The sequence below is a fragment of the Streptomyces sp. NBC_01363 genome, from assembly GCF_026340595.1.
GTDB lineage: Bacteria > Actinomycetota > Actinomycetes > Streptomycetales > Streptomycetaceae > Streptomyces.
In genome coordinates this window covers 471,398-493,040 of record NZ_JAPEPF010000002.1, presented here as the reverse complement: position 1 = coordinate 493,040, position 21,643 = coordinate 471,398, and the positions used below count along the sequence as shown (strand labels likewise).

Sequence of the window (21,643 nt, the reverse complement as noted above, 5' to 3'; positions counted from 1 at the left end):
CTCAGACCGCCGGAGCGGTCGTCGGAGCGGGCTCCGGAAGCGGGGTCCGCTCCATGGCCTCCAGCCGCTTGATCATGCGGCGCACGACGAGCAGCGGGATCACCCCGAAGACGCCGAACGACATGTCGATGACGGACCACCAGAAGGGGATGCCACGGATGGGCCCGCAGATCAGCGCGAGCGGGATGATCCCGGCGCAGGCGATCATGCCGAACTCGACGACCCAGATGTTGCGGACCGGATCGCGGTAGGGGCCGTAGAAGGCGACCGCGATGACGAGATGAGCGAAGGCCAGCCAGTCGGTGCCGTACAGCACGAAGGGGTGTTTCGCGTCGGCCTCGTCGAGGCCGGTACGGACCTTGGTGATCCACTCCATCAGTGCCGGGAAGTGCTCCGGCACGGGAGAGGCCGAGGACCTCAATAGATCCTCGGCCCAGTGGAGTTCGTGGACGAGCGGGAAGGCGGTCAGCCCGCTCAGGACCAGACAGACGATAAAGACGGCCAACCACACGCGTATGCGCCTCAGCAGGGCTCTTCGCTCGCTCATGTCCGCAGCGTACGCCCGCGTTTACCGGCCCTTTACGCCACCCCTGGTAAGGCTCACAGCCCGACGATGGAGTTCCATTTCTTCGCGAACTCGGTGCGTTCCTCGGACGTGACGTCGCGGGCGATCACGAGCCTCTTGCGCATCGCGTCGTCGGGGAAGATCAGCGGGTCCTCGGCGAGTGCGGCGGTCTCCTCGTCCTTGGCGGAGGCCAGCACGTCGCGGGCGGCCGGAACGGGGCAGACGTAGTTGACCCAGGTCGCCAGTTCGGCGGCGACCTCCGGCTCGTAGTAGTAGTCGATGAGCTTCTCCGCGTTGCGCTTGTGGCGCGCGAGGTTGGGGATCATGAGCGATTCCGACCAGAGCTCGCCCCCCTCCTCGGGAACGACGAACTCGATCTCCGGGTTGTCGGCCTGTAGCTGGATGACGTCGCCGGAGTAGGCCTGGCAGGCGAGCACATCGCCGGTCGACAGGTCCTTGATGTAGTCGTTGCCGGTGAAGCGGCGGATGTGCCGCTTCCTCACCAGCTTCTCGACCTGGTCGCACATCTGGTAGAAGTCGTCCCGCTGCCAGCGGGTGATGTCGACCCCGTTGCCCTGCATCAGCAGGGCGAAGGACTCGTCGAGCCCGGACAGCAGCGTCACCTTGCCGCGGAGGTCGTCCGCCCACAGATCGCTCAGGTGCTTGATCTCGCGGCCGAGCCTCTTGCGGTTGTACGCGATGCCGGTGATCCCGGACTGCCAGGGGACACTGTGCATCCGGCCCTTGTCGAAGGCGGGCGACCGCAGTTGCGGGTCCAGGTACTTGGCGACGTTCGGCTGCTTCGCCCGGTCCATCTCCTGCACCCAGCCCAGCCGGACGAACCGGGCGGACATCCAGTCGCTGATGACGACGAGGTCGCGGCCGGTCTCCTGGTGGTTCATCAGCGCCGGGCTGATCTTCCCGAAGAACTCGTCGTTGTCGTTGATCTCCTCGGTGTACGTGACGGAGATCCCGGTCCGCCTGCCGAAGGCGTCGAGGGTGGGCCGCTTCGACTGGTCCTCGTCATCGGTGTCGATGTAGAGGGGCCAGTTCGCGAAGTGCAGGGTGTGGTCACTCGCCGAGGTGTCTCGTCCGGCGCGGTCACCGGGTTCCACATAGGCGGCGGGCACTCCGCAGCCGGCCAGCGTGACACCGGCCGCCGTGGCTCCGAGGGCGCGCAGCAGGGACCGGCGGGACATGGGGTTCTTCGGGGTTGCTCGCACCTGCGCAGGATGCCGGTCGGCCGGCGGGGCGGGCAATGGACCAACCGTCCAGCGGCACACGCTCCGTCCGCACACCCTGTCGATGCCGGGGAACGATTCGACGCCGGGGAACGGTGACGGCCCCGGGCGGGCGCCCGGGGCCGTGACCTGCCTGCTGACGGGATATCAGTCGTCGAGCGAGGTCATGACGTGCTTGATGCGGGTGTAGTCCTCGAAGCCGTACGCGGAGAGGTCCTTGCCGTAGCCGGACTTCTTGAAGCCGCCGTGCGGCATCTCGGCGACGAGCGGGATGTGGGTGTTGATCCACACGCAGCCGAAGTCGAGGTTCTTGGACATCCGCATGGCGCGGGCGTGGTCCTTGGTCCACACCGAGGAGGCCAGGGCGTACTCGACGCCGTTGGCGTACTCCACGGCCTGGGCCTCGTCCGTGAACTTCTGGACGGTGATGACCGGGCCGAAGACCTCGTGCTGGATGATCTCGTCGTCCTGCTTGAGGCCGGAGACGACGGTCGCGGCGTAGAAGTAGCCCTTGTCGCCGACCCGGTGGCCGCCCGCCTCGACCTTGGCGTGGGCGGGGAGGCGCTCGATGAAGCCGCTGACCTGCTTCAGCTGGTTGGCGTTGTTGAGCGGGCCGTACAGCACGTCCTCGTCGTCCGGCTGCCCCGTCTTGGTGTCGGCGGCGGCCTTGGCGAGCGCGGTGACGAACTCGTCGTGGATGGACTCGTGGACCAGGACGCGGGTCGCGGCCGTGCAGTCCTGGCCGGCGTTGAAGTACCCCGCGACGGAGATGCCCTCGACGGCCTTGGCGATGTCGGTGTCCTCGAACACGACGACCGGGGCCTTGCCGCCGAGCTCCAGGTGGACCCGCTTGACGTCCTTGGAGGCGGACTCGGCGACCTGCATGCCGGCCCGTACCGAGCCGGTGATGGAGGCCATCGCCGGGGTCGGGTGCTCGACCATCGCACGGCCGGTGTCCCGGTCGCCGCAGATGACGTTGAAGACACCCTTGGGCAGGATCTGGCCGATGATCTCGGCGATCAGCACGGTCGACGCCGGGGTGGTGTCGGACGGCTTGATGACGACGGTGTTGCCCGCGGCGAGCGCCGGGGCGAACTTCCAGACGGCCATCATCATCGGGTAGTTCCACGGCGCGACCTGCGCGCAGACGCCGACCGGCTCGCGCCGGATGATGGAGGTGAGGCCCTCCATGTACTCCCCGGCCGAGCGGCCTTCGAGCAGCCGCGCCGCACCCGCGAAGAAGCGGATCTGGTCCACCATCGGGGGGACCTCTTCGGTGCGGGTGAGTTCGAGCGGCTTGCCGGTGTTCTCCGACTCGGCGGCGATGAGGTCCTCGGCGCGCTCCTCGAAGGCGTCCGCGATCTTCAGCAGGGCCTTCTGGCGCTCGGCGGGCGTGGCGTCGCGCCAGGCGGGGAAAGCGGCCGCGGCGGCGTCCATCGCGGCATCGACATCGGCCTGTCCGGAGAGCGGCGAGGTCGCGTAGACCTCTTCCGTCACCGGGTTGACCACATCGATGGTCCGCCCGTCAGCGGCGTCCCGGAACTCTCCGTTGATGTAGTTGCGCAGACGGCGCACCTCGGTGGTCACAACCACCCCTCCTGTCGACACGTCCAATGGGTGAGATGCCCAGGGTAGTCGCTCGGGTGTCGCTTTCGACATGCCCAACCGCCGTGAACTTCGGATTCAGTGAGATCTGGACCTTCAAACAACGAATTTCATCGATTCGGGGTTGCCAGACAGACGAGTCCCGGTGCACAGTGGATGCGTGGCCAGTCGCAGCGCAGACTCCAGGACCGGGAACGGATCGTCACCAGCGGTCGATGCCGTGTCCCTCGCAATCATCGAGCAGCTCCAGGAGGACGGGCGCCGTCCGTACGCCGCGATCGGCAAGGCCGTGGGCCTCTCCGAGGCGGCCGTGCGGCAGCGCGTCCAGAAGCTGCTCGATCAGGGCGTGATGCAGATCGTCGCCGTCACCGATCCCCTCACCGTGGGGTTCCGGCGGCAGGCGATGGTCGGCATCAATGTCGAGGGCGACCTCGATCCCGTCGCCGAGGCGCTGTCGGCCATGGCCGAGTGCGAGTACGTGGTGATGACCGCGGGCTCCTTCGACCTGATGGTGGAGATCGTCTGCGAGGACGACGACCACCTGCTGGAAACGATCAACAAACGCATCCGGACCCTCCCCGGCGTGCGCTCCACCGAGAGCTTCGTGTACCTGAAGCTCAAGAAGCAGACCTATATGTGGGGAACCCGATAGCCGTGAGCAAGGACCTCAGCCGAACCGCGTACGACCACCTGTGGATGCACTTCACCCGCATGTCGGACTACGAGAACGCGCCCGTTCCCACCATCGTGCGTGGCGAGGGCACCTACATCTTCGACGACCAGGGCAAGCGTTACCTGGACGGCCTGTCCGGCCTGTTCGTGGTCAACGCCGGTCACGGCCGTCACGAGCTCGCCGAGGCGGCCTACAAGCAGGGCCAGGAGCTGGGCTTCTTCCCGGTGTGGTCCTACGCCCACCCGAAGGCCGTCGAGCTGGCCGAGCGCCTGGCCGACTACGCACCGGGCGACCTCAACAAGGTCTTCTTCACCACCGGTGGCGGCGAGGCCGTGGAGACCGCCTGGAAGCTGGCCAAGCAGTACTTCAAGCTCCAGGGCAAGCCGACCAAGTACAAGGTCATCTCGCGTGCGGTCGCCTACCACGGCACCCCGCAGGGCGCCCTGTCCATCACCGGCCTGCCGGCCCTGAAGGCCCCTTTCGAGCCGCTGGTCCCCGGCGCGCACAAGGTGCCGAACACCAACATCTACCGTGCTCCGATCCACGGCGACGACCCCGAGGCCTTCGGCCGCTGGGCCGCCGACCAGATCGAGCAGGAGATCCTCTTCGAGGGCCCGGAGACCGTCGCCGCGGTCTTCCTGGAGCCGGTGCAGAACGCCGGTGGCTGCTTCCCGCCGCCGCCCGGATACTTCCAGCGCGTGCGCGAGATCTGCGACAAGTACGACGTGCTGCTCGTCTCCGACGAGGTCATCTGCGCCTTCGGCCGCCTCGGCACGATGTTCGCCTGCGACAAGTTCGGCTACGTGCCGGACATGATCACCTGCGCCAAGGGCATGACCTCGGGCTACTCCCCGATCGGTGCCTGCATCGTCTCGGACCGCATCGCCGCGCCGTTCTACGAGGGTGACAACACCTTCCTGCACGGCTACACCTTCGGTGGCCACCCGGTCTCCGCGGCGGTCGGCCTCGCCAACCTCGACATCTTCGAGCGCGAGGGCCTCAACCAGCACGTCCTGGACAACGAGAACGCCTTCTTCACGACGCTGCAGAAGCTCCTCGACCTGCCGATCGTCGGCGACGTCCGCGGCAACGGCTTCTTCTACGGCATCGAGCTGGTGAAGGACAAGGCCACCAAGGAGACCTTCACCGACGAGGAGACCGAGCGCGTCCTGTACGGCTTCCTCTCCAAGGCGCTGTACGACAACGGTCTGTACTGCCGGGCCGACGACCGCGGCGACCCGGTCGTCCAGCTCGCACCGCCGCTGGTCTCCGACCAGTCGACGTTCGACGAGATCGAGGGCATCCTGCGCACCGTCCTCACGGAGGCGTGGACCAAGCTCTGACCGGCACGACGACCGGCCGGTCGACCACGGATCGGCCGCCGGTCGGCTGCCCGGCCGTCCGTCCGGCGGGTCAGGGGCTCCCGCGCCCCCGGCCCGTCGGACAGGTCTTTCCGGCTTGACCCTCGTTTGACCACTGCTTGACCGGCTTCCAGCCGTCATCCTCATACGGTCCGCACGGCCCGGATGCGCCCATTCGAGTGGGAAGGGGCGCATCCGGGCCGTGTGCTGTGCGCTCACCGCGGTTCGAATCCTTACGGTGCCGAGTGACCGATCGGCTCTCTCTTCGTTCCCCCGTACGGGGGACGAGAATTACGATCTGAACCGAGGTGTACGCCATGGTGGCCCCGCCGGACAACGACGTGATCTGGGCGCGTTCCCTGCGCCATTCCCACAACGGCTCACCCGCGCTCGGCGGCGTCTCCCTGGGCGTCCGCGACGGCGAGATCCTCGCCGTGACCGGCCCCCGGGGCTGCGGCAAGACGACCCTGCTGCACTGTCTGTCCGGTCAACTGGTGCCCGAGCAGGGCGAGGTGTGGTTCAACAGCGTCCCCGTCCACACCATGGGACCCCGGTTGCGTGAACGGCTGCGCCGCGACAGGTTCGGCTGGATCGCCCCCGAGCCCCAGCTCGTGCCCGAGCTGAACACCTGGGAGAACACGGCCCTTCCGCTGCTGCTGCGCGGCGCCCCCCGCCGGGAGGCGAAGAAGGCCGCCCTGGAGTGGCTGGAACGGCTCGACATCGGCCCATGCGCCAGACAGCGACCGCACACCCTGCTCCAGGGGCAGCGCCAGCGGATCGCCGTGGCCCGTGCCCTGGCCGCCGCCCCCACGGTGATCTTCGCCGACGAGCCGACCGCGACGCTGCACCGGAGCGACCGGACGCATGTGCTGCGCACCCTCACCAGCGCGGCCCGTTCGCACGGCATCACGGTCGTGCTCGCCACCCATGACACGGAGATCGCCACCCTCGCCGACCGCACGGTCCCGCTGCTGGACGGCCGCCGCGTCGCCACCGTTGCCCTGCCCGCCGTGTCCGATACGGAAGGCCGCGCGGCGTGCTCGCTCTCCGTCTAGCCCGGGGTTCCCATCCGCTGGTCCTGCTGCGGCGACTGCTGGTCGCCGCCGCCTCCGCCGGCGTCGGATTCCTGCTGCTGTGCACCCTGGGCTACGCGTCGGGGCACCCGGCGCACTCCACCGGGGCCGTGCTGCGGCTGCTGTGGTGCTTCGTGCCGCTCGCCGCCACCGTGCAGTTCGCGGTCGCGGTGGCACGTACGGACCCGAGCACCCGGCCGCGCTCCGGACTGTCCGCGGTGGGCCTCGGGCCGGTCCGGCTCGCGGTGCTCGCCGCGGTCTCCACCGCCGTCTCCTGCACTCTCGGATCGATGGTGGCGCTGCTGTTCTTCCTGCATCTGCGCGGTGATCTGTCCGGGCTGCCGTTCGACGGCGCGGCGGCCGGGCTGCTCGACGCCGACGCCCCGCTGCCGCTCGCCGCCGCGCTCGTGCTGCTGGCCCTGGTCCCGGTGGCCGCGGCGACGGCGAGCGCGCTCGCGATGCACGCCGAGCCGGTCTCGACGGCGGCCCCGGACAACGCCTCCTCGGACGTCCTGACGGAGCCGGAGGCACCCGATCCGGCGGCGCCGCCGACGGGGCTGCCGTGGGGCGTGGCGCTGACCGCGGTCGGCCTCGCCGTGGAGGCGTACATGAGCCGGGGCGACGGCCACAGCCTGCTCCCGCTGCCCGGCAGGCTCGACGCCACCCCGGCCGGGATGCTGGCGGGATGGACGCTGACGGCGGTCGGGCTGGCCGTGGCGGGTCCGGGCCTGGCCCATCTGTGCGGGCGGCTGCTGCAGGCGGTGCGCCCCGGCGCCGTACGCCTGCTGGCGGGCCGGGTGCTGATGGACGAGTCGCGCCGGATCGGCCGGCCGCTCGGTGTGGTCTGCGCGGTGCTCGCCACGGCTGTCGGCGGATCCGCGCTGTACGGGGCGGGGGCACACCGCCCCGGCCCGCTCACGGCACTGGGCGCGGCACTCGTGCTCGGCTGCACGACGGCGACGCTGCTGACCTCGGCGCTGGAGGCGAGGCAGGCCCGCGCGCAGACGGCGCAGGCGCTGCTGCGGCTCGGCGCCCCGGCATCGGCGCTGCGGGCCGCGACGGCCCTGCGCGCCGCCGCACTGCTGCTCGTCTTCGCCCCGCTGACCTGGCTGATCGCGGAGCTGGCCGCACTGCCGCTGACGGCCTGAGGTCGCGCGCCGCGGCCCGGGGCCGGTCCGGCGGCCGCTACGTAGCATGACAACGTGGATAATCCGGACAACATCAGTTCCCTGCCCGGCCCCGAGATCGAGTCGCTCGCCGAATTCGACGAGGCGGTCGCCTCGGGGACGCTGGCCGGACACCGGATCCAGTCCGTCGACCTGACCGACCGGGGCGCCGCCCTGCTGGCCGCGGATACGTCCGGCGCCGTGTTCCTCGGCTGCCGGATGGAGCCCGGGACGGCGGCGAAGGTGCGGGCCGACGGCGCGTTCGTCTTCCCGCCCGTGCCCGGACTCCCCTTCGATCCGTACCGCGGCAGGCTCTACTCCCCCGACGTGCTCTACGCGGGGCTGTCGGACGGCGGATACGCGGCGACGCCCGACGCCCGCGCCTACCGCTGGTTCCAGCAGACGAGGGCGAACGGCGACGCCTTCGCGTCGATGCTGCGGGCGCTCCACGACGACGCGGTCTCCGACGCGCTGGACGAGTTCCTCGCCGGCGCCCACGTGGTCGGGGTCATGGGCGGCCACGCGACCGCCCGCGGCAGCGCCCCGTACGCGGCCGCGGCCCGGCTGGGACGGACACTCGCCCGGAACGGCCTGACGGTGGCCACCGGCGGTGGGCCCGGCGCGATGGAGGCCGCGAACCTCGGGGCGTACACGGCGCCGCACCCCGATCCCGTGCTGGACGAGGCCTGCGCGCTGCTGGCCGTGGCGCCCTCGTTCACCCCGTCGGTCACCGACTGGGCGCTGGCCGCCTTCGACGTACGCGGGCGCTGGCCGGGCGGCGGCGGTTCCGTCTCGATCCCCACCTGGTTCTACGGGCACGAGCCGCCGAACCCGTTCGCGGACCGCATCGCCAAGTACTTCGCCAACGCGCTCCGCGAGGACGGACTGCTCACCCGGTCCACGGCGGGCGTGATCTTCCTGCCCGGCGCGGCCGGCACCGTACAGGAGATCTTCGACAACACGACGCCGAACTACTACGGCTCCCTCGGCGGGCCGACCCCGATGGTGCTGGTCGGCCGCACCCACTGGACGCGCACGCTGCCCGCGTGGCCGCTGCTGCGCGCGCTGGCCGCCGGCCGGGCGATGGCGCCCCGGATCGCGCTCGTGGACACGGTGGACGAGGCCCCCGAGGCGCTCGCCCGGCTGTCGGCGAGACCGTAGGCCGGGGCCGGTTCAGAAGGACGCGAGCCGGGCCACGAGCGCGTCGAAGAACGCCTCCCAGCCGTCCTCGGCCGCCGCGTACTGCTCGGCCGTGAGGTTGCCGCCGCGCTGCTGGAAGACCATCTCGGTGGTCCTGTCGCCGCGGTCGGTGAAGGTGGCGGTGACGGTCTCGCCCTCGATATCGGCGGGCGCGGAGGCGTCCTTCATCGTGAACACCAGCCGCTCCGGGGCCACCACCTCCCGGTAGACCCCGTGGAACGGCATCTCGACGCCCGGCACCACCATGACCAGGCTCCAGGCACCGCCCGGCCTGACGTCCATCGACACCCTGTCGAGCGGCACCTCGGCGTCACCGCCGTACCAGGCCGCGAAGTGCTCGGGCGTCGTCCAGGCCTCGAAGACCCGTTCCCGCGGGGCCTGGAGGATGCGGGTGATGTCGATGCCCTCGCGTGCTGACTCGGTCATGTCCCTGTCCTTCCCGGAGTCGTTCCGGTTCTGCTGCACGGCCCCGGGGCTGTCCACGAAGACGTGCCGGTGGTCCCCGGGGCGGCCGGAGCCGCGCTCCGGGGCATCAGGCAATCGTCCGGCCGATGGCCGACTCCCGCGACCGGTGCCGCCTCCGGCGCGTCCGGTCCGGTGAACGCCGCGGGAAGCGCCCGGTCAGGAGCGGGCGGGCAGGACTACGGTCTCCGCCGCCTCGAAGACGACCCCGACCGCCGCACCTTCCTCGGGGGCGTCCCGCAGCGCGCACGCCGCCTCCAGGACCGGACCGCCATGCGGTGTCAGCCGTACCGCGACGTGGTTGCCCCGGAACGTACGCGTCCCGACCACGCAGCGCAGCCCCTCGTCCGGGGCGCCGATCCGGACCCCGGCCGGACGCACCAGCAGATCACAGGCCCCCTGCGGCGTGCCCTCGGGCACCGGTACCTTGCCCCACACCGTGTCGGCGACGGTGCCGGTCACCGTCGCCTCGACCACGTTGTCGAAGCCCAGGAACCGTGCGACGAATGCGGAGGCGGGCCGCTGCCAGACCTCCAGCGGGGTGCCCGCCTGGGCGATCCGCCCGTCGCGCATCACCACCACCCGGTCGGCCAGGGCGAACGCCTCGCCCTGGTCGTGCGTGACCGCCAGCACCGTAGTGCCCAACTGCCCGAAGAGCGTGCGCAGTTCGACGACGAGCCGCTCACGCAGACCGCGGTCGAGCTGGCCGAGCGGCTCGTCCAGCATCAGCAGCTTGGGCCGCGGGGCGAGGGCCCGCGCAAGGGCGACACGCTGCTGCTCACCGCCGGACAGCGCGGCGACGGCGCGCCGTTCGGCGCCGGGCAGGCCCACCAGGTCGAGGAGTTCACCGACCCTGCGCTCCTGATCGCGGCGCGACACCCCGTGCATCCGCAGCCCGAACGCGACATTGGCGCCGACGTCCCGGTGCGGGAAGAGCTGGTGGTCCTGGAACATCAGGCCGAGACCGCGCCGGTGCACCGGCACCCCGGCCTGGTCCGCGCCGTCCAGCAGCACCCGGCCGCCGTCCGGCGGATGCAGCCCGGCGACCACCCGCAGCAGGGTGGACTTGCCGCTTCCGCTCGGCCCGAGCACACATACGATCTCGTGCTCGGCGACGTCCAGGTCCACCGCGTCGAGCGCCGCCCGCTCGCCGAAGCGAACCGTGGCCGATTCCAGTGTCAGCATCTCTAGAACTCCCCGGACCGGTCCGTGCGGATACGTTCGAGCAGCAGCAGCGAGACGGCGCAGACCACCATCAAGATGGTGCTGAGGGCCATCGCCTGGCCGTAGTTGAGCTCCCCGGCCCGCCCCAACAGCCGGGCCACGGCGACCGGCAGCGTCGGGCGGTCGGGCCGCGCGATGAAGACCGTCGCGCCGAACTCACCGAGCGAGACGGCGAACGCGAAACCGGCCGCGACCAGCAACGCCCGTCGCACCAACGGCAGATCGACCTCCCGCCAGGCCCGCAGCGGTGACGCCCCGAGCACCGCGGCCGCCTCCCTGAGCCGCCCGTCCACCGCGCGCAGGACGGGCAGCATGGTCCGTACGACGAAGGGCACACCGACCAGCGCCTGAGCAAGCGGCACCAGGATCCAGGAAGTCCGCAGATCCAGCGGCGGCTTGTCCAGGGTGATCAGGAAGCCGAAGCCGACGGTCACCGCCGACACCCCGAGCGGCAGCATCAGCAGCGCGTCGAAGCCGCGCACGAGCCGGCCGGCGCGCCGGGTCAGCGCCGCGGCGGCGAGCCCGCCGATGACCAGGGCGATGACCGTCGCGACCAGCGCGTACTGGAGGGAGTTCCAGATCGCTTCGAGCGGCGCGACCAGGAACGTACCGCCACCGGCGTCCACGGACGCCAGCGCACGGTAGAAGTCGAAACCATGACCGCCGGCGGTGTCCACCGAGCGCTCGACCAGTACCCCGAGCGGCAGCAGGATCAGCAGCAGTACGGTCAGCAGCACCCCGCAGAGCAGCGCCCACTGCCCGGCACCGCGCGGCCTGCGTGCGGTCCGAGCCGGGTCGACCAGTTTCAGCGCGGTCTCCCGGCGCCGTACGGTCCACGCGTGCACGGCGAGGATCGCGCCCACCGCGGCGAACTGCACCAGCGTCAGCACGGCGGCCGTCGGCAGGGCGAGCAGTTGTGCGGTCTGCCGGTAGATCTCCACCTCCAGCGTGGAGTACCCGGGACCGCCGAGGATCTGCACGACTCCGAAGGAGGTGAAGGTGAAGAGGAAGACCATCAGCGCGGCCGCGGCCACCGCGGGTGCGAGGGCCGGCAGGGTGACCCGCCGCCAGGCGGCGAACCGCCCCGCGCCCAGCACCCTGGCGGCCTCCTCCTGCCGGGGGTCGAGCTGGGCCCACAGCCCGCCGACCGTCCGTACGACCACCGCGTAGTTGAAGAAGACATGGGCGAGCAGAATCGCCCAGACAGTGGTGTCGAGCCGTACGCCCCAGAGCTCGTCGAGGAATCCACCGCGTCCCAGCAGCGCCAGGAAGGCCGTCCCCACGACCACGGTCGGCAGGACGAACGGCACCGTGACGACCGCCCGCAGCAGTTGTTTGCCGGGGAAGTCGAAGCGGGCGAAGACATAGGCGCCGGGCAGTGCGATCAGCAGGGTCAGCGCGGTCGAGGCGAGCGCCTGCCAGCTGGTGAACCAGAGGACGTCGCGGATGTCCGGCCGGGTCAGCACCTCGCCGATCCGGCCGAACTGCCAGACGCCGTCCGCTTTCAGTCCGCGGCCGACGATCGCGGCGACCGGGTAAGCGAAGAACAGCGCGAAGAACGCGACGGGCACGGCCATCAGGCCGAGCCGCACCGCGCTCCCGCGCCGGGCCTTCGCACGGGCCGACCGCGCGTGCGCCGACCGGTCCCGAGGACCCTTCCCGCCCTCGCCGTTCCCGCCGTTCCCGTTCGCGTCCGGCCCGCGTACGGGACTCTTCGTTACTTCACTACGAGCGAGGACCACGACTGGACCCACTGCTCACGGTTCTTGGCGATCAGGTCCGGGGCGACGGTCGTCGGCCGGTCCACCGTCGCGCCGAACCTCGTGAAGAGCTCCGGCAGCTTCGCGTCCTTGGCGACCGGGTTCACGAACATGTTGAGCGGCATGTCCTCCTGGAACCTCTTGCTGATCAGGAAGTCCAGCAGGGCCTTGCCGCCCGCCTCGTTCTTCGCGCCCTTCAGCAGGCCCGCGAACTCGATCTGGCGGAAGCAGGTCCCGGTGGCGACGCCGGTCGGCGCCTTCGCCGGCTGCGGCTTCGCGTACAGCACCTCGACGGGCGGGCTGGAGGCGTACGAGACGACGAGCGGCCGGTCGGCCTTGGCCTTCTTGCCGCCCGCGGAGCCGGAGAACTCCTCGTTGTACGCCTGCTCCCAGCCGTCGACGACCTTGACGCCGTTGCTCTCCAGCTTCTTCCAGTAGTCCTGGTAGCCCTTCTCCCCGTACGTGGCGATGGTGCCGAGGAGGAAGCCGAGGCCGGGCGACGAGGTCCCGGCGTTCTCGGTGACGAGAAGGTCCTTGTACGCGGGCTTCGCCAGGTCGTCGAAGGACTGCGGCGGCGCGAGCTTCTTGTCGGCGAAGTACTTCTTGTCGTAGTTGACGCAGATGTCGCCGGTGTCGATCGGGGTGACCCGGTGCCCGTCCGCGTCGAGCCGGGTGTCTGCAGCGACCCGGTCGATGCCCTTCGCCTCGTACGGCGTGAAGAGCCCGCTGTCGAGGGCGCGGGAGAGCAGCGTGTTGTCGACGCCGAAGAACACGTCGCCGCGAGGGGAGCCCTTGGTCAGGATCTCCTGGTTGAGCGCGACACCCGCGTCACCGCTCTTCAGCACCTTGACGGTGTAGCCGGTCTCCTTGGTGAACTCCTTCAGTACGTCCTTGGAGGCGTTGAAGGAGTCATGGCTGACGAGGGTCACGGTCTTGGAGCCCGAGCCCTTCGTGCCGCCGGAACCGGAGGCCGAGTCGTCGGAACTCCCGCACCCGGCGAGTGCGGTGACGCCGAGTGCGGCGGCGACGGCCGATGCCGCGAGCTGCCTGGTCCTGCGCGTGGTGCTCATTGTGGATTCCTCCTGGGTTTTGGCCAGGAAGAGACGCGGCCCCACCCGCGAAAAGCGGGCAGGGCGCAACAGCATGAGTTGATGACCGAACTTCCTACCCGGAATGACCCGGGCGAGGTTCAGAGGGTCTGCGGCCGACCTGTCCTCGGTGCCGCACTCTCAGCGCTGTGGCGCTCCCCTGTCGGAATATGAAGTTGATTTCAGGCCCAGGCTACACGGGCCTCGGCGCCTGTCCGGGAGTGACCTCAGCGCTCGGCCGCCGCCAACTGCCCGCAGGCCCCGTCGATCTCCTGGCCGCGGGTGTCCCGCACGGTCACCGGCACCCCGTGGGCCGCGATCGCCTCGACGAACGCCTTCTCGTCCTCGGGGCGCGAGGCGGTCCACTTGGAGCCGGGCGTGGGGTTCAGCGGGATCAGGTTGACGTGGACCCGCTTGCCCTTGAGGAGCCGGCCGAGCCGGTCACCGCGCCACGCCTGGTCGTTGATGTCACGGATCAGCGCGTACTCGATGGAGATGCGGCGACCGGACTTCTCCGCGTACTCCCATGCGGCGTCCAGCACCTCGCCCACCTTCCACCGCGTGTTCACGGGAACGAGGGTGTCGCGCAGCTCGTCGTCCGGCGCGTGCAGCGAGACGGCGAGACGGCACTTGAAGCCCTCGTCCGCGAAGCGGAGCATCGCAGGCACCAGGCCCACGGTGGAGACGGTGATCCCGCGCTGCGAGAGCCCCAGTCCGTCCGGCTCGGGGTCGGTCAGTCGGCGGATCGCGCCGACCACCCGGTTGTAGTTGGCGAGCGGCTCGCCCATGCCCATGAAGACGATGTTGGAGAGCCTCGCCGGACCGCCGGGAACCTCCCCGTCGCGCAGCGCCCGCATCCCGTCGACGATCTGGTGGACGATCTCGGCGGTCGACAGATTGCGGTCGAGACCGGCCTGCCCCGTCGCGCAGAACGGGCAGTTCATCCCGCATCCCGCCTGCGAGGAGATGCACATCGTCACCCGCTCCGGGTAGCGCATCAGGACGGACTCGACGAGCGTCCCGTCGTGCAGCTTCCAGAGCGTCTTGCGGGTGGTGTCGTCGTCGCAGCTGATGTGGCGGACCACCGACATCAGGTCGGGGAACATCGCCTCGGCGAGCTTGTCCCGCGATCCGGCCGGGATGTTGGTCCACTCGGCCGGGTCGTGCGCGTACCGCGCGAAGTAGTGCTGCGAGAGCTGCTGGGCGCGGAACGGCTTCTCGCCGATCGCGGCGACGGCTTCCTTGCGCTCGGCGGGCGTGAGGTCGGCGAGGTGCCGCGGCGGCTTCTTGGCTCCGCGGGGCGCGACGAAAGTGAGTTCTCCGGGCTTAGGCATGGTTCATTCAGTGTCGCAGACACGCCGAGGTGCGCCGGGCCGTCGCCCAGCTCAGTGACCACCAGGGCCGGGCGGTGCCGGTCGTTGTTGGTGGTTGTGGGTCGTCGTCGGCGACCCTCCGACGGCCCACACACGGCCCGGCGCCACAGCTCCGCCCGCAGGTCAGGGCCGTCAGTCGACACTGTTGGACGGAACCGTGCCAACGGCCAAGAGGTGCGAGCTGGCGGCGAGGAGTTCCGGGTACGGCTCTGCCATGCGGGCCGCCTCCATGGCTGAGGCGATCAGCTCATCCGTGGGGCCTTCGCCTGGCTGCTGTTCCGCTGCCTTCACCAGCGACCATGCGGGGCCTTCGATGCCGAAGACCTGCACGCCCTCCAGCCCAGAGGCGACCAGCTCCGTCACAAGCTCTTCGGCCCGGTGGAAATACGACAGAGTGAATCCCCGCACACCGTCGTAGACGGCCGTCTCCAGAATCTTGGAGACGGACGCACGGATTCGTTCGGTGTGCAGGTGGGCGTACGTAACGTGCTCGAAGAGCGACGCATAGCGATTGATCGCGGCTGCGGCGACCAGCCCGCCGGGCTTGGCGACGCGGGAAGCCTCCGCCAGCGCCCGTTGCCGGTCGACAGGGTCGGGCAGGTGGTAGAGCGGGCCGAGGAGCTGCACGACGTCGAAGCTGTCGTCCGGCTCGGGCAGGTCGCGCGCGTCGCCTACGACTGCTGAGCACACCGCCGACGCGGCCTCAACGTGACGAGGCACCGGATCGACTAGAGCGACTTCGTAGCCGTCCTTCACGAGCCATTCAGCGTGAATCCCGGTCCCCCCGCCCACATCGAGCACGCGCGCCGGCGCGGGGGGCAGAAAGCGTCGGAGGAGTTCTTGAGTCCTGAGCAGTTCCATCCGACCGTCTGCGGAGCTACGCAGACGACTGTCCTCGTTGACCGTCTCGCCATAGAACCGCATCACGGAGGGAGCCAATTCGAGATTCGACATGGTCGCAGTATCGTGTGTACCGGTGGACCAGTCCAGCGCAGGGAATAGGGGAAGCCATGGCAGTCCTGAAGTATGAAGAGATCGCAGAGTTCCTGCGCGCACGCATTGCCGCTGGGGAGATCGCCCCCGGGGACACGATCCCGTCGGGTCGCGAGCTGGCTGAGCAGTGGAATGTGTCACGAGCCACCGCCGTCAAGGCCGTCGACGTGCTGCGTAACGACGGCGTGGTCGTGGCCAAGCAGGGAACCGGGTTCGTCGTCACGGAAACGCCCGTGGCACGTCCCGCCGGCGCGCGCCGCGCTGGGTCGGCGCGCATCCTGGGCGGGATGCCGTTCCAGCGCGTCGGTACGCCTGACTGGGCGGAACCTCCCGCCCGCGTCGCCGCCACGCTTGGACTCTCCCCCGAGGTGAAGGCGCTTCGGCGCGTTCGCATCCTCCAGCTCCCGGACGGGACGCCGAATAGCTGCGTCGAGGCGTGGTTTCCTCCTGAGATCGCGGAGGCGTCACCGCGACTTGCCGACACGGCCCCGATCGCCGAGGGGACAACCCGCTACGTCCGACGCCAGACGGGACGGACTCCGACTGAGGGGGTGGACGTGACCACCGTGCGCCTCGCCACGGAGACGGAGGCAGGCCGCCTGAGCGTGCCGCCGAATACGCCGGTGGCCGTGCTGCTGCACACGGCATACGACGAGCAGGGCCGCCCGCTGGTCTGCGAGGAAGGCGTCACACCGTCCTCTTTCTTCGAGCAGGTAGACACCTACTCGATGTAGCCACGAACCCAAAGAGAGCTGGACCGGTCCACTGGTCCAGCTTTTTTTATTGCCCCAAAACCACCCCCCACCAGCATCTACTCACCCAGCGAGAACGACGCAAGCAACCTCGTCGCTTGACTGGACCGGTCCACCGGTCCAGTCTCTTGTTGTGGCCACCGCCCGATCCGGAACTTTCGGAGAGGGGCGGCTCTGCCACGCCAGAAGGGGCCCTGTTTGGGCTGCTTCGACCTGCACAGCCAGAGCGCCCGGAGGGTCCCACAACGGGAGTGAGCCCAAAGGAAGCCCTGTTCCTTGAGAACTGAACAGTGGACACAGAACGACAGGCATCTGCGACAAGCCGCAGGCCCTGCCGCACGAGCAGTACACGAGACAGCAAGCACCTTGCTCCGGGTCGCCCTTCGGGTCGACCAAGGGGTCTTTCACGTGCGGTGAGACAAGGGCAGAGATCGCGACCTGCACCACGTACCCATGTCCGCCTTCCCCGGAGGTCGACGTGCACCGACGAAGAATCCGGGCGCTGCCCGTGCGCTGGACCGGCACGGGCAGCAATGCCCTTCGCGTCCACCCGATCTGCGAACGAGCCGGGACACCCGGTGATTCGCGGAGTCGGGACACCTTCGCAGCAGCCGCTGCGCCGGTTGCCTCCTCCGCCCGTCCGGCCGCTTCTCGTGGCTGTACGGGCGGGGCTGAGGGGAGCCAGGTTCTCAGGGACGACTCCAGCTGTGGAAGCAAGTGCAAGGCGGGTCCGGTGTTGCAGCGCCGGGCCCGCACCCCAGTCACCGGCATCTGATCCCGAAGGAGATCCGCATGTCCCGCTTCAGCCGTGCCCGCCTCAACGACGAGGCCGACTACTTCACCGCCGAGGCCAAGCGCTCGGACGCGGCCGCGCTCGATGGCGACCGCGCCGCAGCCGACATGACCAACGGCCCTCGCACCCAGGCCGTGGCTGCCAAATGCGCCCAGGTCGCCAGGTCCAACGCCACCGACTACCGGAACATCGCCGCCGCACTCCGCGACGGCGAGATCCCCGACTGCCTCGACCTCGACTGACCCCCACAGCCCCGGCACCCCGCCGAGAGGGCGCCGGATCGAATCCGGCCCGGGGCACTACGGCCACCAAGTGGTGGCCGAACCGCTCGCATCGTCGGGCGGAACCACTCAACGGCCCGCGGCCCCGGTGTCCTACCACCGGGGCCGCAGTTTCGGGCCGTCCCACGACTAGGAGAAAACGACCCATGAAGAGCATCGTTGCTGGTCGCGAGCCCGTTACCGCGACCGAGTTCGTCGAGTTGGCCCTGGGCATCGACCTGGAGCTGTTCACCGGCCCGGCCGTCGAGTCCGCCATGGAGCGGGCGGCGCGGCTGGACGTGGCACACGAGGTGCTCGCGGAGCTCCGCGAGAGCGACCCGGAGACCGCGGCCTACGCCGAGTCGCTGCTGCGGACGCTGCCGCTGAAGCGGCGGCCGGACGGCCGGCGCCCGCGCCGCGCGAACCGCCGCGTGGCGCGGGGTTGCACGGCCGGTTCGGCGGTGGCCGCGTGATGGAGCACATCGCACAGATTTCCAACCGCGGCGGCCGGTGGCGCCTGTACGTCGTGCTGATGGGCGTACCCGTCTTGCATTGGCCGGAGCACCACTTCGGTCCCACGCTCACCGTGCCGACGGCGGGCGAGCGCTCGCGGGTGCTCGCCCGGTTCGGGTTCGTGGCCGTCGACGGGGCCGAGTGGGGGTGGACGGAGGACAACGAGACGTACGGCGACGACACGTCGCCGGTCCTGCTGCTGGCCTCCATCCCGGTCCGCCCGGCGGGCCCGGCCGACGGGGGTGCGGCATGAAGCGCATCAACCCCCGCGTGCTCCTGGTCGTCGCGCTGGTCGCCGTGGTCGGCATGGCCTTCCGGGTGTCCTGGAACGCCATGCGTGACATCGCCCGTGCGGTCGGTGCCGATCCTGCCGCGGCGACCCTCTACCCGTTCGTCGTGGACGGCCTGATGGCTCTCGCCCTGATCGCCACCCTGATCCTGGTCGGCGAGGACCGGCACTTCGCCCTCAAGGTTCTGGGCGGGTACACAGTCGCGTCGCTGGTCCTCAACTACGTGCACGGCCTGGTCCCCGCACTGCACCAGCCGGACGCCGGTATGGTCCGCCTCGCACACTGGGACATCGCGCACTACGCACTCGTCTTCGTCGCGACATCCCTGCCGGTCGGTGCGATCTTCTTCGGGTCGGATCTGGTCGCGAAGGTGCTGCACCACCACACCGCCGCAGAGACCGTGCGGGTGCCGGACGGGCAGGAATCCGCACCCGCCCCGCACACCCCCGCACACCCCGCGCAGACACCCGCCGCCGAGGCGGCCGAACCCCCTGCACCGCTGCCCGTCATGGAGTCGTCCGCGCAGGTCGCGGCCCATGCGGACGCTGTGCAGGAGCCTGATCCGCACGCCCCGCACACCGACCGCACGCCGGAGGAAGAGACCACCGACGCGGCCCTGTCGCGTGACCAGTTCGAGGAAGCGGAACTGGAGAGGATGCGGCAGGAAGCCCGCCGTGCGTACGGCGAATCCGTACAGGCGGGCCGCCCGCTCAGTGCCCGTGCGCTGGGCGAGGCATTCGGCATGAGCGAGTCGTGGGGACGCAAGCAGATCCTCGCCGTCCGAGACGACGAAGAGCCCTCCCGTCCCCACCTGCGGGCCGTCGAAGCCGAGGCCATGTGATGGCCGCACTTCCCGTCTACCGGTGGCGCCTCGCCCCGGACGGCTACGCGACCCGCCGCCAGCTCCGCGCGCTAGGGCTGCGGCCCGGTGGTCAGGACGTCGCCGCTCAGCTCGAACGGCCCCGACGGCGGCGGGAACCGCTGGTCGCCTACCTCTACCGGATCGACCAGGCCAAGCCGGTCCGCCCGATGACGCCGGGCCGGGCCGCGGCTCTCGCCAAGGCTATGACCGCCCGCCGGACCTGCCCGGTCTGCCGGCGGGATGCCGGGTACTGCATCCCGCGCTCGCTCGGCATGTGCGTCACGTGCCACGACATCGCTCCCGCTCTCGCCGCTTGAGGAGAAGACGTGTTCGCTGACATCGCGTTCCTGCTCTACGTCGGCCACCTGATCGCCGATTACGCGTTTCAGACCGACCATCAGGCCGAGCACAAGGCCGGGCCCGGGTGGAAGGGCTGGGCGGCCAACCTCAGCCACTCCGTCACCCACGTCGTCGTCTGCGGCCTCCTGCTCGTGCTGGGTGCGGCGGTCCTGGGGTGGCGGCTCCCGCTGCTGCCCGCCCTGGCCGCGGTCGTGTGGATCGGTGCCACGCACGCGGTGATCGACCGGCGGTGGCCGGTGCGTTGGTGGATGACGCACACCGGCTCGGAGGACTGGATCAGCCGCGGCGGTGCCGCGCACGTCGACCAGACCGCCCACATCGTCGCCCTGCTCGTCGCCGCTCTCTTCCTCGCTGCCTGAAAGGAGTGCTCGGCATGACCGAACTCAGCACCGAGACCGAACCGGTAGCTGGAGACACCACTACCGCGCCCGCCCCCGTCGCGCCCCGGGCCGAGAGTCCGGCGCCCGCCACCACACCGCAGCCCGCCAAGGCCACGGTCGCGCACACGCCGGGCGGTTGGCCCGCTCTTCCGCTCGCGGTGACCAGCGCCAATTCCGCTGTCTCTGCCCTGGCCGCGGCTGCTCTGGCCGGTGGGCCGGTGGCTGCTGCGGTGGCCGCCACGGGCGCCTGTGCGCTCGGCGTGGCCGCGGCGTCCCGCACCCGCCGGGCCCGGACCCGGGCCGCCACCCATGCGGCCACCGGCGCCACCCACCGGACCGGGGCCCGCGCGGGCGGCCGGTCCGGTGTATCCCGCATGTCCGCCGGCCACGCCTCCGGGGCCACTCGCAAGGCGGGCGCCCGCACGGCCAGGGGCGCCAACCGCGCCGGAGGAAAGTCCGGCACCGGGGTGTCACTGGGCAAGCAGCGCAGCCCCCACCGGACCACCGGGGCTCACGCTTCCCCCACCACCCGTCATGGCTCGGCCACCCCGGCCAAGCCCCGTACCGGCAAGGCGGGTTCGGGCGGCGCGGGGCGGATCGGGCAGGTGAAAGAGCTGCGGGCCGCGCAGAGGGCCGCAGCGCCGACCCGTGCCGCGCAGCGCACCCAGACCACCGCGGCCCGGCGGGCGGTGGCGGACAGCCGCCGGGCCGCGAAGGCCGCAGCCCGCACCACCCCTGCCACCACGTCCGGCAAGAGCCCCTCCGACCGTCCCGGCGGACCGGGCGGGTCGGGAGGGGTGAAGCGGCCGGGGCGGCTGGGCCGGGCCCGTGCCGTGGTGGCCGCCAAGGCCCGCGCGATGCGGGAGAAGCGCCGCCGGCGGCGCGACCAGCGCACCGAGCAGGCCGTGGAAGGGAAGCGCGCCGAGGTCCGTAAGGCCCCCGCGCGTCGGGCTGCGCGGCGGGCACTGTGGCGGTCCGCCGCCCGGTTCCAGCAGCGCCGCCTCCTCGCCGCGCTGCTGGCCGCGCCGCTCGGCGTCCTGGGTCTGCTGACGACTCCGCTGGGCCGAAGGCTCGGCTGGTCGTGGCTGATGCACCCGGGCCGCCGCCTGTACCGGCACCTGCTGAACCGGGCGCAGGAGGAGAAATCGGACCGGGATGCGGCCATTCGTGCCCGTCTCGAAGAGGAAGAGGCCGCCGCCGAGGCGGCGGACGAGCAGGACCCGAACGACATTGCTGACCGGGTGGAGCGTCCCGCGCACCTGGTCCCCAGCACCACCCCCGCAGTGATCAGTGGAGGAGAGAACGTGTCCGGATTCAAGTTCGAGGAAGCCGCCACCGAGATGCAGGCCGCGGCCATGCTCTACGAGCCCGACGGCTGCATGGAGATCCTGGCCATGGTCGACGGTCTGCCCGAGGCCCTGAAGATGATCGCCCACGTGATGCAGATCCTCGCCGAGCGCTCCGACTCCGAGTTCCCGCTGGAGAAGGAGGTCGCGGCCGGGTTCAACGACATCTACGACCTCCTCATCAAGGCCGCTGCCGGGGCCGAGGAACTGCCCGACATCTTCCGGCGGGTCCACGAGCAGGACATCGCCCGCCACGAGGACCCCCGCAACGGGACCGAGGCCGAGAAGGGCTGGAACGTCTGA

At 70.6% G+C, this 21,643-nt stretch carries 22 protein-coding genes and 1 riboswitch; of the genes, 13 read left to right on the top strand and 9 right to left on the bottom strand.

Going from position 1 to position 21,643, the window contains the following annotated elements; genetic code table 11:
• Position 1: 1 nt before the first annotated feature.
• The 3 genes from OG611_RS30315 to OG611_RS30305 form a co-directional block, all read right to left on the bottom strand.
• Positions 2–547: a hypothetical protein gene (locus tag OG611_RS30315; RefSeq protein WP_266427378.1), complete on the bottom strand. Its 546-nt coding sequence runs from the start codon at positions 545–547 to the stop codon at positions 2–4.
• A 53-nt stretch (positions 548–600) separates the two neighbouring features.
• Positions 601–1,764 carry a PotD/PotF family extracellular solute-binding protein gene (locus tag OG611_RS30310; RefSeq protein WP_266431320.1) on the bottom strand — a complete coding sequence of 388 codons (1,164 nt, stop codon included), beginning with the start codon at positions 1,762–1,764 and terminating at the stop codon, positions 601–603.
• Positions 1,765–1,953: 189 nt separating this feature from the next.
• On the bottom strand, positions 1,954–3,393 hold the full coding sequence (locus tag OG611_RS30305; protein WP_266427376.1) for a gamma-aminobutyraldehyde dehydrogenase: 1,440 nt from the start codon (positions 3,391–3,393) through the stop codon (positions 1,954–1,956).
• A gap of 178 nt (positions 3,394–3,571) precedes the next feature.
• Between OG611_RS30305 and OG611_RS30300 the strand changes: the two genes are divergently transcribed.
• From OG611_RS30300 to OG611_RS30280, 5 genes are all read left to right on the top strand, one after another.
• A complete protein-coding gene (locus OG611_RS30300; RefSeq protein ID WP_030569493.1) occupies positions 3,572–4,063 on the top strand; it encodes an Lrp/AsnC family transcriptional regulator in 492 nt (163 codons plus the stop codon).
• Complete coding sequence (locus OG611_RS30295; protein WP_072487209.1) at positions 4,048–5,427, top strand: aspartate aminotransferase family protein; 1,380 nt, start codon at positions 4,048–4,050, stop codon at positions 5,425–5,427. Before OG611_RS30300 ends, OG611_RS30295 begins: the two co-directional genes overlap by 16 nt.
• A gap of 335 nt (positions 5,428–5,762) precedes the next feature.
• Complete coding sequence (locus OG611_RS30290) at positions 5,763–6,500, top strand: ABC transporter ATP-binding protein (protein ID WP_266427374.1); 738 nt, start codon at positions 5,763–5,765, stop codon at positions 6,498–6,500.
• Complete coding sequence (locus OG611_RS30285; protein ID WP_266427372.1) at positions 6,482–7,666, top strand: hypothetical protein; 1,185 nt, start codon at positions 6,482–6,484, stop codon at positions 7,664–7,666. The genes OG611_RS30290 and OG611_RS30285 overlap by 19 nt, the downstream gene beginning before the upstream one ends.
• A 54-nt stretch (positions 7,667–7,720) precedes the next feature.
• Complete coding sequence (locus OG611_RS30280) at positions 7,721–8,845, top strand: LOG family protein (protein ID WP_266427369.1); 1,125 nt, start codon at positions 7,721–7,723, stop codon at positions 8,843–8,845.
• 12 nt (positions 8,846–8,857) lie between these two features.
• Here the strand turns inward: OG611_RS30280 and OG611_RS30275 are convergent, their stop codons facing one another.
• The 6 genes from OG611_RS30275 to OG611_RS30250 all read right to left on the bottom strand — a co-directional run bounded on the left by OG611_RS30275 (position 8,858) and on the right by OG611_RS30250 (position 15,745).
• A complete protein-coding gene (locus OG611_RS30275; protein ID WP_266427366.1) occupies positions 8,858–9,310 on the bottom strand; it encodes an SRPBCC domain-containing protein in 453 nt (150 codons plus the stop codon).
• Positions 9,311–9,505: 195 nt separating this feature from the next.
• A complete protein-coding gene (locus OG611_RS30270) occupies positions 9,506–10,531 on the bottom strand; it encodes an ABC transporter ATP-binding protein (protein WP_266427363.1) in 1,026 nt (341 codons plus the stop codon).
• Positions 10,532–10,533: 2 nt separating this feature from the next.
• Positions 10,534–12,147, bottom strand: a complete 1,614-nt coding sequence (locus OG611_RS30265; RefSeq protein WP_266431318.1) for an iron ABC transporter permease — start codon at positions 12,145–12,147, stop codon at positions 10,534–10,536.
• Between the two features lie 140 nt (positions 12,148–12,287).
• Entirely contained in the window at positions 12,288–13,400 is a 1,113-nt protein-coding gene (locus tag OG611_RS30260; RefSeq protein WP_266427360.1) for a thiamine ABC transporter substrate binding subunit, read from the bottom strand.
• A gap of 73 nt (positions 13,401–13,473) precedes the next feature.
• A riboswitch (TPP riboswitch) is annotated at positions 13,474–13,590 on the bottom strand.
• Between the two features lie 55 nt (positions 13,591–13,645).
• Positions 13,646–14,752: a 23S rRNA (adenine(2503)-C(2))-methyltransferase RlmN gene (rlmN, locus tag OG611_RS30255; protein WP_093899078.1), complete on the bottom strand. Its 1,107-nt coding sequence runs from the start codon at positions 14,750–14,752 to the stop codon at positions 13,646–13,648.
• Positions 14,753–14,923: 171 nt separating this feature from the next.
• Positions 14,924–15,745, bottom strand: a complete 822-nt coding sequence (locus OG611_RS30250) for a bifunctional 2-polyprenyl-6-hydroxyphenol methylase/3-demethylubiquinol 3-O-methyltransferase UbiG (protein ID WP_266427355.1) — start codon at positions 15,743–15,745, stop codon at positions 14,924–14,926.
• Positions 15,746–15,801: 56 nt separating this feature from the next.
• On the opposite strand from OG611_RS30250, the gene OG611_RS30245 reads away from it, so the two are divergent.
• The 8 genes from OG611_RS30245 (at position 15,802) to OG611_RS30210 (ending at position 21,643) form a co-directional block, all read left to right on the top strand.
• Positions 15,802–16,518: a GntR family transcriptional regulator gene (locus OG611_RS30245; RefSeq protein WP_266427353.1), complete on the top strand. Its 717-nt coding sequence runs from the start codon at positions 15,802–15,804 to the stop codon at positions 16,516–16,518.
• Between the two features lie 810 nt (positions 16,519–17,328).
• Positions 17,329–17,571, top strand: coding sequence for a hypothetical protein (locus tag OG611_RS30240; RefSeq protein ID WP_266427350.1), 243 nt, complete (start codon positions 17,329–17,331; stop codon positions 17,569–17,571).
• Between the two features lie 185 nt (positions 17,572–17,756).
• Positions 17,757–18,062 (top strand): hypothetical protein, encoded by a 306-nt coding sequence (locus OG611_RS30235; protein WP_266427348.1) that lies wholly within the window; start codon positions 17,757–17,759, stop codon positions 18,060–18,062.
• Positions 18,062–18,355 carry a DUF6303 family protein gene (locus OG611_RS30230; RefSeq protein ID WP_323180283.1) on the top strand — a complete coding sequence of 98 codons (294 nt, stop codon included), beginning with the start codon at positions 18,062–18,064 and terminating at the stop codon, positions 18,353–18,355. The genes OG611_RS30235 and OG611_RS30230 overlap by 1 nt, the downstream gene beginning before the upstream one ends.
• A complete protein-coding gene (locus OG611_RS30225) occupies positions 18,352–19,233 on the top strand; it encodes a DUF2637 domain-containing protein (RefSeq protein WP_266427343.1) in 882 nt (293 codons plus the stop codon). Before OG611_RS30230 ends, OG611_RS30225 begins: the two co-directional genes overlap by 4 nt.
• Positions 19,233–19,571, top strand: coding sequence for an RRQRL motif-containing zinc-binding protein (locus OG611_RS30220; RefSeq protein WP_266427341.1), 339 nt, complete (start codon positions 19,233–19,235; stop codon positions 19,569–19,571). Before OG611_RS30225 ends, OG611_RS30220 begins: the two co-directional genes overlap by 1 nt.
• 9 nt (positions 19,572–19,580) lie before the next feature.
• Positions 19,581–19,973: a DUF3307 domain-containing protein gene (locus tag OG611_RS30215; protein ID WP_266427339.1), complete on the top strand. Its 393-nt coding sequence runs from the start codon at positions 19,581–19,583 to the stop codon at positions 19,971–19,973.
• 14 nt (positions 19,974–19,987) lie between these two features.
• Positions 19,988–21,643, top strand: coding sequence for a hypothetical protein (locus OG611_RS30210; protein ID WP_266427337.1), 1,656 nt, complete (start codon positions 19,988–19,990; stop codon positions 21,641–21,643).

Coding starts and splice junctions, on each gene's coding strand:
- OG611_RS30230 (WP_323180283.1), top strand. CDS start 18,062: ATGGAGCACATCGCACAGATTTCCAACCGCGGCGGCCGGTGGCGCCTG.
- rlmN (WP_093899078.1), bottom strand. CDS start 14,752: ATGCCTAAGCCCGGAGAACTCACTTTCGTCGCGCCCCGCGGAGCCAAG.
- OG611_RS30310 (WP_266431320.1), bottom strand. CDS start 1,764: ATGTCCCGCCGGTCCCTGCTGCGCGCCCTCGGAGCCACGGCGGCCGGT.
- OG611_RS30225 (WP_266427343.1), top strand. CDS start 18,352: ATGAAGCGCATCAACCCCCGCGTGCTCCTGGTCGTCGCGCTGGTCGCC.
- OG611_RS30270 (WP_266427363.1), bottom strand. CDS start 10,531: ATGCTGACACTGGAATCGGCCACGGTTCGCTTCGGCGAGCGGGCGGCG.
- OG611_RS30315 (WP_266427378.1), bottom strand. CDS start 547: ATGAGCGAGCGAAGAGCCCTGCTGAGGCGCATACGCGTGTGGTTGGCC.
- OG611_RS30250 (WP_266427355.1), bottom strand. CDS start 15,745: ATGTCGAATCTCGAATTGGCTCCCTCCGTGATGCGGTTCTATGGCGAG.
- OG611_RS30240 (WP_266427350.1), top strand. CDS start 17,329: ATGTCCCGCTTCAGCCGTGCCCGCCTCAACGACGAGGCCGACTACTTC.
- OG611_RS30220 (WP_266427341.1), top strand. CDS start 19,233: ATGGCCGCACTTCCCGTCTACCGGTGGCGCCTCGCCCCGGACGGCTAC.
- OG611_RS30210 (WP_266427337.1), top strand. CDS start 19,988: ATGACCGAACTCAGCACCGAGACCGAACCGGTAGCTGGAGACACCACT.
- OG611_RS30275 (WP_266427366.1), bottom strand. CDS start 9,310: ATGACCGAGTCAGCACGCGAGGGCATCGACATCACCCGCATCCTCCAG.
- OG611_RS30235 (WP_266427348.1), top strand. CDS start 17,757: ATGAAGAGCATCGTTGCTGGTCGCGAGCCCGTTACCGCGACCGAGTTC.
- OG611_RS30265 (WP_266431318.1), bottom strand. CDS start 12,147: ATGGCCGTGCCCGTCGCGTTCTTCGCGCTGTTCTTCGCTTACCCGGTC.
- OG611_RS30245 (WP_266427353.1), top strand. CDS start 15,802: ATGGCAGTCCTGAAGTATGAAGAGATCGCAGAGTTCCTGCGCGCACGC.
- OG611_RS30290 (WP_266427374.1), top strand. CDS start 5,763: ATGGTGGCCCCGCCGGACAACGACGTGATCTGGGCGCGTTCCCTGCGC.
- OG611_RS30260 (WP_266427360.1), bottom strand. CDS start 13,400: ATGAGCACCACGCGCAGGACCAGGCAGCTCGCGGCATCGGCCGTCGCC.